16 protein-coding genes and 1 riboswitch are annotated in these 17,127 nt (G+C 74.0%); of the genes, 12 read left to right on the forward strand and 4 right to left on the reverse strand.

Going from position 1 to position 17,127, the window contains the following annotated elements; translation table 11 throughout:
• The first annotated feature begins 24 nt into the window (after positions 1-24).
• The 4 genes from dxs to ACZ5FU_RS21255 all read left to right on the forward strand — a co-directional run bounded on the left by dxs (position 25) and on the right by ACZ5FU_RS21255 (position 4,291).
• Entirely contained in the window at positions 25-2,046 is a 2,022-nt protein-coding gene (dxs, locus tag ACZ5FU_RS21240; protein ID WP_451531115.1) for a 1-deoxy-D-xylulose-5-phosphate synthase, read from the forward strand.
• Positions 2,043-3,428: an aspartate aminotransferase family protein gene (locus tag ACZ5FU_RS21245; protein ID WP_451531116.1), complete on the forward strand. Its 1,386-nt coding sequence runs from the start codon at positions 2,043-2,045 to the stop codon at positions 3,426-3,428. The genes dxs and ACZ5FU_RS21245 overlap by 4 nt, the downstream gene beginning before the upstream one ends.
• Positions 3,429-3,542: 114 nt before the next feature.
• Complete coding sequence (locus ACZ5FU_RS21250; protein ID WP_451531117.1) at positions 3,543-4,172, forward strand: helix-turn-helix domain-containing protein; 630 nt, start codon at positions 3,543-3,545, stop codon at positions 4,170-4,172.
• Positions 4,169-4,291, forward strand: a complete 123-nt coding sequence (locus ACZ5FU_RS21255) for a DUF6126 family protein (protein WP_363090670.1) — start codon at positions 4,169-4,171, stop codon at positions 4,289-4,291. The genes ACZ5FU_RS21250 and ACZ5FU_RS21255 overlap by 4 nt, the downstream gene beginning before the upstream one ends.
• 108 nt (positions 4,292-4,399) lie before the next feature.
• Here ACZ5FU_RS21255 and ACZ5FU_RS21260 read toward each other — a convergent pair whose 3' ends face one another.
• A complete protein-coding gene (locus tag ACZ5FU_RS21260; RefSeq protein WP_451531118.1) occupies positions 4,400-5,197 on the reverse strand; it encodes a tyrosine-protein phosphatase in 798 nt (265 codons plus the stop codon).
• A 578-nt stretch (positions 5,198-5,775) separates the two neighbouring features.
• A riboswitch (cyclic di-AMP (ydaO/yuaA leader) is annotated at positions 5,776-5,937 on the forward strand.
• Positions 5,938-5,941: 4 nt separating this feature from the next.
• Between ACZ5FU_RS21260 and ACZ5FU_RS21265 the strand changes: the two genes are divergently transcribed.
• Positions 5,942-6,964, forward strand: coding sequence for a M23 family metallopeptidase (locus ACZ5FU_RS21265; RefSeq protein WP_451531119.1), 1,023 nt, complete (start codon positions 5,942-5,944; stop codon positions 6,962-6,964).
• Between the two features lie 387 nt (positions 6,965-7,351).
• Positions 7,352-8,137, forward strand: a complete 786-nt coding sequence (locus ACZ5FU_RS21270; RefSeq protein ID WP_451531136.1) for an SGNH/GDSL hydrolase family protein — start codon at positions 7,352-7,354, stop codon at positions 8,135-8,137.
• 202 nt (positions 8,138-8,339) lie between these two features.
• Here the strand turns inward: ACZ5FU_RS21270 and ACZ5FU_RS21275 are convergent, their stop codons facing one another.
• Positions 8,340-8,960, reverse strand: a complete 621-nt coding sequence (locus tag ACZ5FU_RS21275) for a TetR/AcrR family transcriptional regulator (protein WP_451782026.1) — start codon at positions 8,958-8,960, stop codon at positions 8,340-8,342.
• A gap of 4 nt (positions 8,961-8,964) precedes the next feature.
• Positions 8,965-10,179 carry a glutamate dehydrogenase gene (locus tag ACZ5FU_RS21280; RefSeq protein ID WP_468646957.1) on the reverse strand — a complete coding sequence of 405 codons (1,215 nt, stop codon included), beginning with the start codon at positions 10,177-10,179 and terminating at the stop codon, positions 8,965-8,967.
• Positions 10,180-10,341: 162 nt separating this feature from the next.
• Between ACZ5FU_RS21280 and ACZ5FU_RS21285 the strand changes: the two genes are divergently transcribed.
• From ACZ5FU_RS21285 to ACZ5FU_RS21310, 6 genes are all read left to right on the forward strand, one after another.
• The gene (locus ACZ5FU_RS21285; protein ID WP_451782029.1) at positions 10,342-11,568 is read left to right on the forward strand and encodes an MBL fold metallo-hydrolase; all 1,227 of its coding nucleotides are present in this window, start codon (positions 10,342-10,344) and stop codon (positions 11,566-11,568) included.
• Positions 11,569-12,058: 490 nt separating this feature from the next.
• On the forward strand, positions 12,059-14,197 hold the full coding sequence (locus tag ACZ5FU_RS21290) for a sensor histidine kinase (RefSeq protein WP_469046217.1): 2,139 nt from the start codon (positions 12,059-12,061) through the stop codon (positions 14,195-14,197).
• A 71-nt stretch (positions 14,198-14,268) separates the two neighbouring features.
• Positions 14,269-14,703: a roadblock/LC7 domain-containing protein gene (locus tag ACZ5FU_RS21295; RefSeq protein WP_451531124.1), complete on the forward strand. Its 435-nt coding sequence runs from the start codon at positions 14,269-14,271 to the stop codon at positions 14,701-14,703.
• On the forward strand, positions 14,700-15,077 hold the full coding sequence (locus ACZ5FU_RS21300) for a DUF742 domain-containing protein (protein WP_451531125.1): 378 nt from the start codon (positions 14,700-14,702) through the stop codon (positions 15,075-15,077). Before ACZ5FU_RS21295 ends, ACZ5FU_RS21300 begins: the two co-directional genes overlap by 4 nt.
• Positions 15,055-15,693 (forward strand): GTP-binding protein, encoded by a 639-nt coding sequence (locus ACZ5FU_RS21305; protein ID WP_468646952.1) that lies wholly within the window; start codon positions 15,055-15,057, stop codon positions 15,691-15,693. Before ACZ5FU_RS21300 ends, ACZ5FU_RS21305 begins: the two co-directional genes overlap by 23 nt.
• 73 nt (positions 15,694-15,766) lie before the next feature.
• Positions 15,767-16,336: a GAF domain-containing protein gene (locus tag ACZ5FU_RS21310; protein WP_451531127.1), complete on the forward strand. Its 570-nt coding sequence runs from the start codon at positions 15,767-15,769 to the stop codon at positions 16,334-16,336.
• 30 nt (positions 16,337-16,366) lie between these two features.
• On the opposite strand, the gene ACZ5FU_RS21315 is transcribed toward ACZ5FU_RS21310, so the two are convergent.
• On the reverse strand, positions 16,367-16,978 hold the full coding sequence (locus ACZ5FU_RS21315; RefSeq protein ID WP_451531128.1) for a GOLPH3/VPS74 family protein: 612 nt from the start codon (positions 16,976-16,978) through the stop codon (positions 16,367-16,369).
• Positions 16,979-17,127 lie beyond the last annotated feature (149 nt).

Here is a 17,127-nt window from a genome sequence, read left to right on the forward strand (position 1 = left end):
CACGGACCGAGAGGGGGCCCGAGCGTGACGATCCTGGAGAACATTCGGCAACCACGCGACCTGAAGGCGCTGTCCGAGGCGGAACTCGGCGAACTGTCCGGTGAGATCAGGGAGTTCCTGGTACACGCGGTCGCCAGGACCGGCGGACACCTCGGGCCCAACCTGGGGGTGGTGGAACTGACCGTCGCCCTGCACCGGGTCTTCGAGTCGCCGGTCGACCGCATCCTGTGGGACACCGGCCACCAGAGCTATGTGCACAAGCTCCTGACGGGACGTCAGGACTTCTCCAAGCTGCGCGGCAAGGGCGGCCTGTCCGGCTATCCCTCGCGCGAGGAGTCCGAGCACGACGTCATCGAGAACAGCCACGCCTCCACCGTCCTCGGCTGGGCCGACGGCCTCGCCAAGGCCCGCCAGGTGCGGGGCGGGACGGGCCACGTCGTCGCGGTCGTCGGCGACGGCGCGCTCACCGGCGGCATGGCCTGGGAGGCGCTGAACAACATCGCGGCCGCCCGGGACCGGCCGCTGATCATCGTCGTCAACGACAACGAACGCTCCTACGCCCCGACCATCGGCGGCCTCGCCGACCACCTCGCCACCCTGCGCACCACCGACGGCTACGAGAAGGTGCTGGCCTGGGGCAAAGAGGTGCTGCTGCGCACGCCCGTCGTCGGCCACACCGTCTACGAGTCGCTGCACGGCGCGAAGAAGGGCTTCAAGGACGCCTTCGCCCCGCAGGGCATGTTCGAGGACCTCGGCCTGAAGTACGTCGGTCCCATCGACGGCCACGACGTCCGGGCCGTCGAGTCGGCGCTGCGGCGGGCCAAGCGCTTCCACGGGCCGGTGCTGGTGCACTGCCTCACCGAGAAGGGCCGCGGCTACGGACCCGCCCTCGCGCACGAGGAGGACCGCTTCCACACGGTCGGGGTGATGGACCCGCTGACCTGCGCGCCGCTCGTCCCGGCCGGCGCCCCCTCCTGGACGTCCGTGTTCGGCGACGAGATCGTGCGGATCGGCGAGGAACGCGACGACGTCGTGGCGATCACCGCCGCCATGCTGCACCCCGTCGGCCTGGGCGCGTTCGCCGCCCGCTTCCCCGACCGGGTGTGGGACGTGGGGATCGCCGAACAGCACGCGGCGGTGTCCGCGGCCGGCCTGGCCACCGGGGGCCTGCACCCCGTCGTCGCCGTCTACGCCACCTTCCTCAACCGGGCCTTCGACCAACTGCTGATGGACGTGGCCCTGCACCGCTGCGGGGTGACGTTCGTCCTCGACCGCGCCGGGGTGACCGGGGCCGACGGCGCCTCCCACAACGGCATGTGGGACATGTCCGTCCTCCAGGTGGTCCCCGGCCTCCGGATCGCGGCCCCGCGGGACGCCGGCCAGCTGCGCGCGCAACTGCGCGAGGCGGTCGCCGTGGACGACGCGCCCACCCTGGTCCGCTTCCCGAAGGAGTCGGTCGGGCCCCTGATCCCGGCCGTCGACCGCGTCGGCGGCATGGACGTCCTGCACCGCGGCACGGCGCCGGAGGTCCTCCTCGTCGCCGTCGGCGTCATGGCGCCGACCTGCCTCGGCGCCGCCGAACTGCTCCAGGCCCGCGGCATCGGCTGCACGGTGGTGGACCCGCGGTGGGTCAAACCGGTCGACCCGGCGCTGCCCGCCCTGGCCGCCGAACACCGCCTCGTCGCCGTGGTGGAGGACAACAGCCGCGCCGCGGGCGTCGGTTCGGCCGTCGCCCTGGCCCTGGGGGACGCCGAGGTCGACGTGCCCGTACGGCGCTTCGGGATCCCGGAGCAGTTCCTCGCCCACGCCAAGCGGGCCGAGGTGCTCGCCGACATCGGGCTCACGCCGGTCGAGATCGCCGGACGGATCGGCGCGAGCCTGGCCGCCCGCGAGGCGCGCGGCACGACCGGCGGCCCGGCCGGGCGGGCGGCGCGGGACACCGCCGGGAAGGCGGCCGCCGGCCCGGCACGGGGGACGGCCGGGAACCCGGCCGACAACACCTCCGACAGGACCACCGAAGCCCCCGGCGAGGAGACAGCGCGATGACCACGGAGTTCGACCTCGGCGCGCTGCTGGCCGAGCGCGGAGCCGAACGCTACGAGCTGCACGGCAGGTACCTCAACCACCAGCTGCCGCGCATGCTGCACACCATCGGCTTCGACAAGGTCTACGAGCGGGGCGAGGGCGCCTACTTCTGGGACGCGGACGGCAACGACTACCTGGACATGCTCGCCGGGTTCGGGGTGATGGGCCTCGGCCGCCACCACCCCGTCGTCCGCAAGGCGCTGCACGACGTCCTCGACGCCTCGCTCGCCGACCTCACCCGCTTCGACTGCCAGCCGCTGCCCGGACTGCTGGCCGAGAAGCTCCTCGCCCACAGCCCGCACCTGGACCGGGTCTTCTTCGGCAACAGCGGCACCGAGGCCGTGGAGACCGCGCTGAAGTTCGCCCGGTACGCCACCGGCAGACCCAGGGTCCTGTACTGCGACCACGCCTTCCACGGACTGACCACGGGCTCCCTGTCGGTCAACGGCGAGGACGGGTTCCGGGACGGCTTCGCGCCGCTGCTGCCCGACACCGCCGTCCCCCTCGGCGATCTCGACGCGCTGGCGCGGGAACTGCGCCGGGGCGACGTGGCCGCGCTGATCGTCGAGCCGATCCAGGGCAAGGGGGTGCACGAGGCCCCGCCCGGCTACCTGCGCTCCGCCCAGGAGCTGCTGCACCGCCACAAGGCGCTGCTGATCGCCGACGAGGTGCAGACCGGCCTCGGCAGGACCGGCGACTTCTACGCCCACCAGCACGAGGAGGGCGTCGAACCCGACCTGGTCTGCGTCGCCAAGGCGCTCTCCGGCGGCTACGTGCCGGTGGGCGCCACGCTCGGCAAGGACTGGATCTTCAAGAAGGTCTACTCGTCCATGGACCGGGTGCTGGTGCACTCGGCGAGCTTCGGTTCCAACGCCCAGGCCATGGCGGCCGGGCTGGCCGTGCTGTCCGTCATGGAGAACGAGCAGGTCGTCGCGAACGCCCGCGCGACCGGAGAGCTGCTGAAGTCCCGGCTCACGGCGCTGGTCGACGAGTACGAGCTGCTCGCCGACGTCCGCGGACGGGGCCTGATGATCGGCATCGAGTTCGGCAGGCCCCGCTCGCTGAAGCTGCGCGGCCGCTGGACCATGCTCCAGGCGGCCCGCAAGGGCCTGTTCGCGCAGATGGTGGTCGTCCCGCTGCTCCAGCGGCACCGCATCCTCACCCAGGTCTCCGGCGACCACCTGGAGGTGATCAAGCTGATCCCGCCGCTGGTCGTGGGGGAGCGGGAGGTGGACCGGTTCGTGGACGCCTTCACCGAGGTGATGGACGACGCGCACCATGGCGGGGGGCTCGTCTGGGACTTCGGCCGGACGCTGATCAAGCAGGCGGTGGCCGACCGGTAGGCCTGCGAGCGACCGGCGGCCGACCGGAAGGGCGGCCGCCGGGCCTCTCCGGAAATCCTTTGCCTCTCAGGCAATAAATTTGCCACAGAGGCAAAGGTGCGGCTGAATGAGGGTATGAGCCACCCCGCTTCGGAGACCGGGCCCGAGCCCGGGCCGGCGGACGACCTCGGCGTCGTCGCCCCGCAGCTGCGCGCCCTGCGCCGTCGCGCCCTCCTCACCCTGGAGGCCGCGGCCCGCACGGCCGGACTGTCGCCCGCCCACCTCTCCCGGCTGGAGACCGGGCAGCGCCAGCCCTCACTGCCGATGCTGCTCGCGCTCGCCCGTGTCTACGGTACGACCGTCTCGGAACTGCTCGGCGAGACGGTCGCCGACCGCGACGCCGTCGTGCGCGCCGCCGACATGGAGCCCACCCACGCGGGCGGCTGGACCTACCGGCAGTCCGGCGCCCCGGGACGGGGCATGCAGGCGCTGCACGTGCAGGTGCCGTACGGCTCACAGGGCGACATCGTGCGGGTGCATCCCGGCGAGGAGTGGCTGCACGTCCTGCGCGGGCGGCTGCGACTGCGGCTCGGGGACGCCACGCACCTGCTCGGGCCCGGCGACAGCGCGCACTTCGACTCGCTGACCCCGCACCGCATCGCCGCCCAGGACCCCGAAGGGGTCGACCTGTTGTTCGTCCACACCCTGTTGCAGAGCCCGACGGCCGCGCTGTGCCTCGGCCCCACCCCTGGAGAGACGCCATGACCGACATGGAGGAGAAGTTCCCCCGGAGCCTATGGATCCGGCTGATCATCTACATCGCGGTGGGGCACCTCTTCGCCGGGTTCCTCTGGCTGCTGTTCGAGGTCGGAGCCAAGCAGTAGACGCCAAGCAGTAGACGCCGAGCAGCGCAGGCCGAGCAGCGGACACCGGGCGATGGGCCCGGTCCGGTGCTCGCCGGCCGGCCGGCACCGGACGCCGGGAGCGCCCGCTCAGTCGAGCAGGCGCTCCCGGAGCCGTTCGCGGGTCTCCGGGGCCAGCCCGAGGCCCTGCTCGAGGTAGGCGTCGACGCCGCCCCAGGTCTCCTCGACGGTGCGGAAAGCGGCCGCCAGGTACTCGGCGCGGGCGTCGAAGAGGGGGCTCAGCAGTTCCATGACCTCGGGGGAGTACGCCTCGGCGGAGGTGCCGTTGCGGCGCACCCGGTAACGGCGGTGCTTGGCGTTGGACTCCAGGTAGTCGGCCAGGATCGCCTCGTGCTCCACGCCCACCGCGAGCAGCGTCACGGCGATGGACAGGCCGGCCCGGTCCTTGCCCGCCGCGCAGTGCATGAGCGCCGGGACGCTGTCCTCGGCGAGGGAGTGCAGCACGCGCGAGTGCTCGCCCGTGCGCTCCGTCACGATCGAACGGTAGGAGGCGATCATCCGGCCGGCCGCCTTGCCGTCGCCGAGGATCTCCCGCAGCTGGTCGATGTCGCCGTCGCGGACCATCTTCCAGAACTCGGCCCCGTCCGCCGGGTCGGAGAGCGGCAGGTTCACGTTGCGCACGCCCGGCAGCTCGACGTCCGGGCCCTCCAACCGCTGGTCCGCCGCGTTGCGGAAGTCGAAGACCGTGTGCAGGCCCAGCGAGGCCAGGAACGCGGCGTCCTCGTCGGTGGCGTGCGCGAGGTGTCCGCTGCGGAACAGCACGCCGTGACGGACCCGTCGGCCGTCGACGGTCGGCAGGCCGCCCACGTCCCGGAAGTTCCGCACTCCGGCCAGCTCGGGCTCGGTCGACGGGATCTGCTGCGTCACGGGGGCTCCTCCCGGTCGTCGGTCCCGGCCGGCGCGGCTCGACGTGGCCGACGGAACACCTCCCTGACCATACGACACGCACGCCCGGGGCAGACGGGTCCCGGGCCGGGCCTTCGAGAGCTCCGCCGGCCCCGCGCGCACCGGCGTCCGGCGCGCGGACGTGCCGGCGGCGGCCGCCCCGGAAGGACCGGCCGGGCACGTGGCCGAGGTGCGTCCGGGGCGTGTCCGGCCGCGTGGTGTCCCTGATGCGGAAGTTGTCCATCCGCGCCGCATATGCGAATTCCGTCCGAATTGAAGCATTCGCTCCAACTGGCTCCGGAATAAGGGGTTCTGGATCCAGGTCGCGTGAGCAGCGTCATATCCGTGACCCTCAGTCGCCCGTCATGTTCACGTAATACGCCTGTTTCACCGAGCTGTTCACCGGAAAACAGGCCTCTCGATTCACGCAGGGTCACCGGCGATCCCTCCGGGGGATCAAGAGAAATGCCCGGCGGGTACAACCTTCGCTTGTCCCCGTGCGTCGCGGTCGCTTACGTTCCAGACCAATCCGGACGGACGCCCAATCCTGCCGCCGACCGGAAGTCCGCACACCCACCCGTGAACGGCAGGAGCGGGGGACCCACAGGCAGTACCGCCTGTTCCGGTCTCCGGAACGGCTAGGGGTAAAGCCGCGCCCCGGCGCGGCCGGACATCTCCAGTCCGCACCCGACAGCTCACCTCGCAGGCGCCGGAGAGGAATTCGTCATGCCCGCCAAGGGTAAGCACCGCCGTCCGAAGACCCAGCGCTTCACCCGCTCCATCGCCGCCGCCGGAACCGGTGGCGCCGCGCTCGCCCTCCCCCTCATAGGGGCCACCGGTGCGCACGCCGCACCGTCGCAGTCGGCGGCGCAGGCGGTCTCCGAGGCCTCCGGACCCTCCGCCGCCCAGGAGAAGGCCGTCCAGGCCGCCCCCGTGGCGCAGAAGTCCGCGAAGTCCGCCACGACCTACACGGTGCGGTCCGGCGACTACCTCTCGAAGATCGCGGACGAGCAGGACGTCAGCGGCGGCTGGAGCCGGCTCTACGCGGACAACCGTGAGGCCGTCGGGAGCGACCCGTCGCTGATCCACCCGGGTCTGAAGCTGTCCATCGGCAAGAAGGCCGCGACGGGCACGACCGGGTCGCCGTCCGGTTCCTCCGCTTCCTCCGGTTCCTCTGCTTCCTCCGGTTCCGCCTCCTCCTCGTCGAAGCAGTCCTCGGGCTCCTCCGCGAAGTCGTCGGCGTCCTCGAAGTCGTCGTCGTCCTCCTCGGACTCCGCGAACCAGGGCTCCACGAAGTCCTCCTCGCAGGCGTCCACCTCGCAGGCCGCCGGGAACGCCGCCGGCTTCGCCCTCCCGGTCTCCGGCGCCACCGTCGGCACCCCGTACAAGATGTCCGGCAGCATGTGGTCCAGCGGGTACCACACCGGTGTCGACTTCGTCGTCCCCACCGGCACCTCGCTCAAGGCCGTCGGCGCGGGCACGGTCGTCTCCGCGGGCTGGGGCGGCGCGTACGGCAACCAGGTGGTCATCAAGCTCGCCGACGGCTTCTACGCCCAGTACGCCCACCTGTCCTCGCTCTCCGTCTCGGCCGGCCAGTCCGTCTCCGGCGGTCAGCAGATCGGCCTCTCCGGCGCCACCGGCAACGTGACCGGCCCGCACCTGCACTTCGAGATCCGCACCGGTCCCGGCTACGGCTCGGACGTCGACCCGCTCGCCTACCTCCGCTCGCACGGCGTCTCCGTCGGCTGACCCACCGTCCGGCCTCCCGCCCGACGCGCCGCCGAAGGCCGGCCCCGAACCCCGGGGCCGGCCTTCGGCGTTCCCGCACGCGCGCACCGGCGCACACCGGCACCGGCACCCGCACTCACCGGCGCCCGCGCCCGCGTACCCCGGTGCCCGCACCCGCGCACACCCACACCCGCGCCCGCGCGACCTGGAGCCATTTCCGGATCGAGGACTTCCGGGTGTGGTCGTCGTACCGGCATCGGTGACGAGGGGCTTATTCCCGCATTGGCCAAGTCTTTAGGAGTGGCTTATCTCACCGACCGTCAACCCCTTCCTACGGTCGCGTAAGTCACATTCGAAGGTGAATCATGAACGGCTGTGGCAGACGATTCGAAGAATGACGACAGTTCAGTGATCGGGTCGTACGTGGCGGTGGGGGACAGCTTCACCGAGGGCGTCGGCGACCCCGGTCCCGACGGGAGGTTCGTCGGCTGGGCCGACAGGTTCGCGGTGCTCCTCGCGGACCGGCGGCCCGAAGGCGACTTCCGGTACGTCAACCTCGCGGTGCGCGGCAAACTGCTCGACCAGATCGTGGAGGACCAGCTTCCGCGAGCGGCCGAGATGGCGCCGGACCTGGTCTCCTTCTGCGCGGGCGGCAACGACATCCTCCGTCCCGGCACCGACCCCGACGAGGTCGCCGAACGCTTCGAGCGGGCGATCGCGGCCCTCACCGCGGCGGCCGGCACCGTGATGGTGACGACCGGGTTCGACACCCGTGGCGTCCCCGTGCTCAAGCATCTGCGCGGCAAGATCGCCACCTACAACGGACACGTGCGCGCCGTCGCCGACCGGTACGGCTGCCCAGTCCTCGACCTGTGGTCCCTGAAGTCCATCCAGGACCGACGGGCCTGGGACGGCGACCGGCTCCACCTGGGGGCGGAGGGCCACACGCGGGTGGCGCTGCGCGCCGGCCAGGTCCTCGGCCTGGAGGTGCCCGCCGACCCGGAGCAGCCCTGGCCGCTGCTCCCGCCGCGCGGCACCCTGGAGATCCGGCGCGACGACGTGCAGTGGGCGCGCGAGTACCTGGTGCCGTGGATCGGGCGGCGGCTGCGCGGGGAGTCCTCGGGCGACCACGTGACCGCCAAGGGCACGCTCTCGCCCGACGACATCAGGATGCGGATCGCCGCGGTGGCCTGAGCCCGGCGCGAGCCCGACCGGCGCGGCCGGCCGTTCCCCCGGGGGGCGGCCGGCCACGCCACGGGCGAGGCGGACGCGCGTGGTGCGGGCCCGTGCCGCCCGCGACGATGCGGCGGTGCCGCCCGCGACGATGCGGCGGTGTCACCCGCGACGGTGTGCGGACCCGCCCGCGACGCGGTGTGCGGACCCGCCCGATCCGGCCTCAGCGCTCCCGGGCGTCCGACGGCTCCGCCACCGGACCCAGTTCCCGGGCCAGCGCCTCCTCCACCCACTCCTGCGCGCGGCTGCGGGACACCGCGCCGTCGTAGGACGTCAGCTGTACGGCGAGGCCGTCGAGGAGCGCCGTCAGGCGCAGGGCCGTCCCGGCCGGGTCGGGACAGCGGAACTCGCCCGCGGCCACCCCCTCCGCGATCACCTCGGCGAGCGCCGCCTTCCACCGCCGGTCGAGGTCGCGGGCGACCTCCCGCAGCGCGGGTTCGCGCAGCGACACCGCCCAGCCCTCTATCCACAGCCGCCAGCCCTTGGCCGGCCCCGTGGGGGCGTACCAGCGCACCGCCGACCGCAGCCGGCGCAGCGCCGTCGTCCGGCGGCCGAGCAGTTTGCGCAGGTGGGCCAGGTCGCCCTCGGCGGCGTAGGCGAACGCCTCGGCGACGAGCCGTTCCTTGGTGGAGAAGTGGTAGAGCACCAGCGCGTTGCTCACGCCGAGCGTCGAGGCCACGTCGGCGATCCTGACCGCCGCCACGCCCCGTGCCTCGATCTGCTCGATGGCCGCCCGCAGCAGCTCCTCGCGCCGCTCGGCCACACTCAACCGGACCCTCGCCACGCCGTCACCCTACACAGGGTCCGCGACCTGCGCGGACGTCCTCGGAGGTGGTGCCGAAGCGCTCCGCGACGACCGGCAGCCGCCGCTCGGCGATGGCGTGCGCGGCCTGACGGGGGGTCGTTCCGTCGGCCTCCGCGCGCGCCAGTACGCGTTCCGTCAGCGCGCGCATCGAGCGGCGCGTGTGGGCGAAGGCCTCCCCGGCGTCCGCGCCGATGTCGCCGAAGAGCGTCCACCACCACCAGGCGTTCGTCGCGGAGTTGACGACGACGTCCGGCAGCACGCTCACCCCGCGCGCGTGCAGCAGCCTCTCCGCCTCGGGCAGGACCGGCATGTTGGCCGCCTCGGCGATCCAGCGCGCGGTGATCCGCTTCTGCTCCCGCGGCCCGATCGCGTACGACACGGCGGCCGGCACCAGCACCTCCGCCCCGGCCGACAGCCAGGCGTCGCCGGGGAGTTCGTCGAAGCCCGGACGCAGCGCGCCGCGGTCGACGGTGCCGTGGGCGTCCCGCGCGGCCAGCAGCGCCTCCACGTCGAGGCCCGCCGGGTCGGCGATCGTGCCCTTGACGTCGGCGACGGCCACCACCGTCAGCCCCGCGCGCGCGAGGAAGCGCGCCGTCGCCCCGCCCATGGTCCCGAACCCCTGGAGGGCCACCCGGGTGCCGCCGTACGGCACCCCGGCCCGGTCCAGAGCCGTGAGCACGGACTCGGCGACCCCGCACCCGCCCACCAGCTCGTCCAGGCCGATCCCGTCCACCTCCACCGCGAAGGCGTCCGCGAGCCGTCCGCGGGCCGCGCGCTCGTCGTCGAGCAGCGGATAGACGGCCTGGATCGACGACACCAGCCCGGCCTCGGCGGCGGCCCGGTCGACGACGTCCTGAGCGAGCCCCAGGTCCTCACCGGTGGTCCAGCAGCTCTCGACGTACGGCCGTACCGCCCGCAGGTACCGCACCAGCAGCCCGTACGCCTCCGGGTCCCGGGGATCGCAGTCGATGCCGCCCTTCGCCCCGCCCAGCGGGACGTAGCGCGCCTTCGGGTCGTAGTGCAGGACCTCCTTGAGGCTCATGCCGCGGGCGAGGCCGGTCACCTCCTCGAGGGTGCAGCCCTCCCGCATCCGCAGACCGCCGCTGCAGACGCCGCGCACCAGCCGGTCGACGACCAGGTAGCCCCGACGGCCGGTGAGGTGGTCGGTCCAGGTGAGGGACAACAGGGGGGCGGTCATACGGGCTCCTCGCCAGGGACCTTTACTGAACAATGGGTCAGTATCAGGAGCCTCCGGGCGTCCTGTCAACGCGCTGCGGCCGGCCCTCCGAACGGGTGAGCGGGGGTTTGTCGGACCGGCCGACCATAATGGGAATCCTCAGCGACTCCACCTGGAGGTACCGTGGCCGGATTCCGTTCCCTGAGCCCCGGGCTCCGCGCACTGCAGCCCGAGGCCTTCGGCGCGGACCCGAGCGGTGAGCGCATGGCGCGCATCCGCAGATCACCCCACTTCGCGAACGGGGTCTTCCAGAACCCCGGCGGTCCGGCGCGGACCCGGCCCTCGGGCTCCGCCCTCGACTTCGCCAAGGCCTTCTTCGACAAGGACACCCGCCCCCGCCGTGCCCCCTCCGGCACGATCCCGGTGCACCCCACCACCCTCGCCGACCTGGCCCGGCCGCCCGCCACGGGCCTGCGCCTGACCTGGATGGGGCACTCCAGCGTGCTCGCGGAGATCGACGGGCACCGGGTGCTGTTCGACCCGGTCTGGGGCGAGCGCTGCTCCCCGCTCCCCTTCGCCGGCCCCAGGCGGCTGCACCCGGCCCCCCTGCCGCTGGCCGCGCTCGGCCCGGTCGACGTCGTCGTCATCTCGCACGACCACTACGACCACCTCGACCTGCCCACCGTCAAGGCGCTGGCGGACACGGACACGCTGTTCGCGGTGCCGCTCGGCGTCGGCGCCCACCTCGAGCACTGGGGTGTGTCCGCCGACCGGCTGCGCGAGCTGGACTGGCACGAGGCGACCCGGATCGGCGGCCTCACCCTCACCGCCACCCCGGCCCGCCACTTCTGCGGCCGGGGCCTGCGCAACGGCCAGCACACCCTGTGGGCCTCCTGGTCCGTCGCCGGTGACGAGCACCGGATCTTCCACAGCGGGGACACCGGCTACTTCGACGGCTTCAAGGAGATCGGCGCCGAGCACGGCCCGTTCGACGCCACGATGATCCAGATCGGGGCGTACTCCGACCTGTGGCCGGACATCCACATGACCCCCGAGGAGGGGCTGCGCGCCCACCTCGACCTCCAGGGCGGTCCGGGCGGGGTGGTCCTGCCCATCCACTGGGCCACCTTCAACCTCGCCACGCACGCGTGGTCCGACCCGGGGGAGGGCACCCTGGCCGCCGCGCGTGCCGCCGGCGCCCGGATCGCGCTGCCCCGCCCCGGCGAGCCCTTCGAGCCGGCCGCGGAGACGGTGCCCGCCGAGCCGTGGTGGCGCGGCGTGGCGGTCGCCCCGGCGGGCGGCTGGCCCGAACCGCGACCGGAAGCCAAGGCCATGGCCGATACGGTGAGTGACATCTCGAAGGGTGCGGCCGAGGACGGGGGCACCCCGGAGGCCGTCCCGGCGGGCTGACCCGGCCCTCCGGGCCGGACCGGACCACCCGCCGACGGGGCCGGGGAGCGAACCGCTCCCCGGCCCCGTCGGCCGTGCTGGAACATCCCTGACCAGGTCTGATCGTTTTCTTTGCCTCGCCCGCCCGAGTGCTGCGCGAACTCATCGGTCTGTTGTACGAAGCCTCATACCAGAGTGGGACGCTCGCCGGGAGACTTCGCCGACTGCCCCTCGCGCGTCCCGGATCGACGACTACGGTGAGTGTCCGTCGGGCGGGAAGGCGTCGAGGGCTCTCGGCCGCCCCGGCCGACACCGCGATGGCGCAAGCCCGAGGACGCACCCCACGCGAGCCCCGGGCCCGACGGACAGTACGAGGACACCGATGTCTCACCTCCGCGCACCGGCCGCACGCGCAGACCGCCGTGAGGGCGGACGGCACGGAAGGCCGGCAGCAGGCACCGCACCCGCACCGGCCGAGAGGCACATACGGTCCCAGCTGCTGCGACTCGCCGTGCTGCCCCCGACCGCCGTCGCCCTCAGCGCCTGCGCGGCCGTCCTGTTCACCGTGCGCTCCACCGGCGCCAGGCCGGGACCGACCCTGTGGGCCGTCCTCGCCGGGGCCGTCGCGGTGACCGGCGTCGGCATCGTCGTCGCCGCCGTGGCCGCCGGCCGGGCCGCCCGCTCCGTCAGCGACCGCGTCACCGCCCTGCGCCGCGGCAGCGCGCGGGGCGAGGCCGAGCTGCGGGCCCTGCTCGACGCGCTGCGCCGCGGCGAGACCCCGCCGCAGCGCAGGACGCGCGGCGGCCCGTCCGGCGACGCCGACGAGTTCGAGCTGCTCGCCGCCGACCTGTCCCGCGCCCACGACGGGGCCGTCACCGCCGTCGTCCAGGCCGCCCGGCTCTCCAGCCGGACCGGCAGCGAACAGAAGCTGGAGGTGTTCGTCAACCTGGCGCGGCGCCTTCAGTCCCTCGTGCACCGCGAGATCTCCACCCTGGACGAGCTGGAGAACGAGATCGAGGACCCCGACCTCCTCAAGGGCCTCTTCCACGTCGACCACCTCGCCACCCGGATCCGCCGGCACGCCGAGAACCTCGCCGTCCTCGGCGGCGCCGTCTCCCGGCGGCAGTGGAGCAACCCCGTCCCCATGACCGAGGTGCTGCGCTCCGCCATCGCCGAGGTCGAGCAGTACTCGCGGGTCAGACTCGTCCCGCCGGTCGACGGCGAACTGCGCGGGCACGCCGTCGCCGACGTCATCCACCTGCTCGCCGAACTCGTCGAGAACGCCACGGTGTTCTCCGCCCCGCACACCCAGGTCCTGCTGCGCGCCAACCTGGTCACCTCCGGGCTGGCCGTCGAGGTCGAGGACCGCGGCCTCGGCATGCCCGTCGACGAACAGGACCGCATGAACGCCCTGCTCGACGACCCCGACCAGGTCCACGTCGGCCGCCTGCTCGCCGACGGCCGCATCGGCCTCTACGTCGTCTCGCAGCTGGCCCGCCGCCACGGCATCCGGGTCCGGCTCCAGAACAACATCTACGGCGGCATCCAGGCCGTGCTCGTCGTCCCGCAGGCCCTCCTGGGGCCGGCCGGGCCGCCGTCGCCACGCGCCGAGGAGAGCGGCGCGGGCGTGGTGCCGGCGGGCACGGCGGACGGGCAGGCACAGCGGGGCGGGGAGCGGCCGCCCCTGGCCCTCCAGGCCGGCCCGCCGCCCCAGGAGCAGGTTCAGGAGCAGGTTCAGGTCCGGATCCAGGGGCAGGGCCACGTCCAGGGCCGGCCGGGCACGTGGCCGCAGCCGCCACAGCAGCAGCCGTACGGCCGGGGACAGGTCCCGTCCGGGTCTCGGCACGGGCATCGGCTCCAGCCCCAGGCACCCTCACCGGCGTCCGCTCACGTCGCCCCCACGGAACGACCGCTGTCGGAGCGTCAGTCGCGACCCCCCGCTCCCCGGCCCTCCCGGAACGACTCCCCGGTCCGTCCGCCGACCGCCTCCCCCCAGGCCGCCCCCGGGAACCCCCACCTCGCCCCGGAAGGGCATCCGCACAGCGGCACCGGTCACGCGCCCTCCGCCCCCTCGTCGCCCGCCCCGCCCTCCGTCCCGTCCCCCGCCGCCCCACCTCCCGTCCCGTCCTCCGTCCAGCACGACACCGCCGACCCGGTCGGCGACCGCCAGGTCCCGCTGCCCGTGCGCGGCGCGCACGAGGAGCGGCCCAACCCGGCCGAGGCGGTGCCCGGGATCCGGCCCGGCGACCGGGCCGCCGTGGAGGAGGTGGCGGGCCTCGTGCCCACCCCGCGCGCCGGCGCCGTGCGCGGCACCATGGGCAAGCCGCGACTGCCCCGCCGCCGCGCCCGGGAGCACATCGCCCCCCAACTGCGCGGCGGCCCCGCCCCCCGCCCGGACACCGAGCGGCCCGTCGGCCACGACCCCGGTCTGATGGCCGCCTTCCAGCGCGGCATCGGCCTCGCCGAGACCCGGCAGAGCCTGGAGGCGGACGTCCTGCCGGGCCGGACCGACCCGGCCGCCGCGGACGTACCGCACCCGACGGCCCCCTTCCTCCGGCCCGACGCCGGGGCACCGCCCGCGCCCGGCCCGCCCGGCCGCCTCGACCACCGGTCCACCACCCGGCACGACGGGAGCGCACCAGCCGGATGAGCACCCCCCTCACCACCCCTTCCCCCACCGCTCCCGCCGACCTTCGTACCCCACCAAGGAGTCGATCCACCATGGCGAGCGATGCGCCGACCGGCCAGGTATCCGATCTCGACTGGCTGATGAGCGGCCTCGTGCAGCGCGTACCGCACACCAGGAGCGCGGTCCTGCTCTCCTGCGACGGCCTCGTGAAGTCCGTCCACGGCCTCGACCACGACAGCGCCGACCACATGGCGGCCCTGGCCTCCGGGCTGTACTCGCTCGGCCGCAGCGCCGGGCTCCGCTTCGGCGACGGCGGGGAGGTGCGGCAGGTCGTCGTCGAACTCGACTCGACGCTGCTGTTCGTCACCACCGCGGGGTCGGGCACCTGTCTCGCGGTGCTGGCCGGCCGCGAGGCCGACGCCGCCGTGCTCGGCTACGAGATGGCCATGCTCGTCAAGAGCGTGCGTCCCTACCTGGTGACCGCGCCCCGGCGGCACGCCGTCGAACCCTCGGTGACGGGACCTTGAGGGCGGTGACGGCCGGCGACGGGCCCTGGCTCGACGACGCGGCCGGACGGCTGGTGCGTCCGTTCACGGTCAGCAACGGCCGCACCAGACCGACCGTCGCCCTGGACCTCATGTCACAGGTGCGAGCCACCGGCACGACCCCCCTCGGCTACCTCGGTCCCGAGCACGCGCAGGCACTGGACCTGTGCCGGGCCCCCGTCCCGGTCGCCGAGGTCGCCGCCCACCTGAGGCTGCCGGCGGCCGTCACCAAGGTGCTGCTGGCGGACCTCCTCGACTGCGGGGCGCTGACCACCAGGCCCCCCGAGTTCCACCACCGCCCCACCGACCGGGCCCTACTGGAGGCAGTGCTCGATGGACTACGACGACAGCTCTGACCACGACGACGGCTCTGACCACGACGACGGCTCCGCCCCCTTCCCGACCGCGCTGAAGATCCTGGTCGCGGGCGGCTTCGGGGTCGGCAAGACCACGTTCGTCGGCGCGGTGAGCGAGATCGCGCCCCTGAGCACCGAGGAACTGCTCACCACCGCCGGCGCCGCGACCGACGACCTCGACGGCATCGAGAACAAGGTCGAGACGACCGTGGCCATGGACTTCGGCCGCATCGGCCTCGACCCGCAGCACGTCCTGTACCTGTTCGGCACCCCCGGACAGGAACGGTTCTGGTTCATGTGGGACGAGCTGTCCGAGGGAGCCCTCGGCGCCGTCGTCCTCGCCGACACCCGCCGCCTGGAACAGTGCTTCGCGGCCGTCGACTTCTTCGAGGAGCGCGGCCTCGCCTTCATCGTGGCCGTCAACGAGTTCGACGGCGCCCACCGCTACGACCCCGAGGAGGTGCGCGCCGCGATGGACCTCGACCCGGCCGTGCCCGTCGTGCGCTGCGACGCCCGCATCTCCGCCTCGGGTGTGCAGACCCTGCTCGCCCTCGTCCGCCACCTCATCGCCCACGCACCGGCGGCGCCCCGGCCGAGCCGCGGCGCCCACCGGTGATCCCGCACCATCACCCCGTACCCCCGTGACCGGAGCCGCACATGCCCCACGTCCCCAGCGACGGAGCCCGCCCATGAGCTACGACCCGTCCCGCCCGGCCGGTCGCCTGCTGCTCACCCCCGAGGACGAGGAGGCTCCCGCCCGTACCCTGCGGCTGCGCGGCCTCGGTCTGGGGGAGCGGGCCGAGCCCGGTCTGGACGCCTTCGCCGACCGCCTCGCCGAGGTGACCGGCGCACCGTACGCGATGGTCAACTTCATCGACGTGGAACGGCAGTTCTTCGCCGGTCTGCGCACACCGCCCGGCGGCCGGGCCGCCCGCGGCGGCAAGCCGGAGCTGGGCCGCCGGCTCGCCCGCGAGTACGGCTACTGCCCGTACGTCGTCGCGCGGCGCAAGGCGCTGGTCCTGGAGGACGTCCGCGACTACCCGCGGTTCGCGGGCAATCCGGTCGTCGAGGAGTACGGCATCCACTCCTACCTCGGCGCCCCGCTGATCGACACCGCCGGCATGGTGCTCGGCACGGTGTCCGTGGCGGACCTGACGCCCCGGCCCTGGGGCAGGGCGGGGCTGGAGACCATCAAGGCGACCGCGGCGGACCTCGCCGCACGGCTGGAGCACGGGGAGGCCTGGGGGCCGCCCCGGTGAGCCGGACCGGCCTCCGTCACCGGCCTCCCGTCACCAGCCCCGCCACACGTTGTCGAAAGCGGCGTCCTCCACGGACCGCCGCTGCCGTACGGCGGTCAGCTCCGTCACCGCGTCGCCGACGGCCACCAGCACCGTCGCCACCCGGTCGGTCAGCGGGCCGGGGAAGCCGTCGCCCTCCTCCTCGCGGACACCGGTGGTGACGGCCAGGCCCGCGAGGACGGGCTCGTCCGCGGCCCAGCGCTCGACGGCCCGGCGCCGCACCGGTGAGTCCTCGTCCCCGCCCCGGCCGGAGCGCCCGGCGGACCTGCGGCCGCGCGGGCGCGTCAGCACGCCGTCGGCCTCCATCCGGGCGGTGTAGGCCGCGGCCAGCCCGCGGCCCCGGCGCCACAGCCACTCCTCGACCGACTCGTACGGCTCCCGCCGCACCACCGAGGCCGCGGCCTCCGCGAGGAGCCCGTCGGCCGGGGCCGGGGCCGGGGCCGCGCCGGGCGTCACCCGGTCGCCGTCGAGGGCGAGCACGTCCGCCTCCACCAGGTCGATCAGCTCGGCCCCCGCGAGGGCGAGCGAGAGTTCGCCCCGCTCCACGGGGCGCGCGGGCGGCACGTCCAGCGAGACGATCAGCAGGTCCTGCGCCGTGGTCATGGGCTGTTCCCCCTCGGTCGGCTCCCCGGGGCGTTTCCCCCGGTCGGTTCCCCCTCCAGAGTGGCACGGGAGCGGCCCGGCGGCCGGGGCGTGAAGCGCAGCTGTGGCGCCGCTTAAGAAAGTCTCGATGGACCACGCCGCCGCGGTAC

It is taken from the genome of Streptomyces sp. NPDC031554, assembly GCF_055580685.1.

What these genes read in the sequence shown, in the direction of transcription:
- ACZ5FU_RS21245 (WP_451531116.1), top strand. Translation starts at nt 2,043, where the DNA reads ATGACCACGGAGTTCGACCTCGGCGCGCTGCTGGCCGAGCGCGGAGCC.
- ACZ5FU_RS21250 (WP_451531117.1), top strand. Translation starts at nt 3,543, where the DNA reads ATGAGCCACCCCGCTTCGGAGACCGGGCCCGAGCCCGGGCCGGCGGAC.
- ACZ5FU_RS21255 (WP_363090670.1), top strand. Translation starts at nt 4,169, where the DNA reads ATGACCGACATGGAGGAGAAGTTCCCCCGGAGCCTATGGATCCGGCTG.
- ACZ5FU_RS21265 (WP_451531119.1), top strand. Translation starts at nt 5,942, where the DNA reads ATGCCCGCCAAGGGTAAGCACCGCCGTCCGAAGACCCAGCGCTTCACC.
- ACZ5FU_RS21280 (WP_468646957.1), bottom strand. Translation starts at nt 10,179, where the DNA reads ATGACCGCCCCCCTGTTGTCCCTCACCTGGACCGACCACCTCACCGGC.
- ACZ5FU_RS21295 (WP_451531124.1), top strand. Translation starts at nt 14,269, where the DNA reads ATGGCGAGCGATGCGCCGACCGGCCAGGTATCCGATCTCGACTGGCTG.
- ACZ5FU_RS21305 (WP_468646952.1), top strand. Translation starts at nt 15,055, where the DNA reads ATGGACTACGACGACAGCTCTGACCACGACGACGGCTCTGACCACGAC.
- ACZ5FU_RS21310 (WP_451531127.1), top strand. Translation starts at nt 15,767, where the DNA reads ATGAGCTACGACCCGTCCCGCCCGGCCGGTCGCCTGCTGCTCACCCCC.
- ACZ5FU_RS21315 (WP_451531128.1), bottom strand. Translation starts at nt 16,978, where the DNA reads ATGACCACGGCGCAGGACCTGCTGATCGTCTCGCTGGACGTGCCGCCC.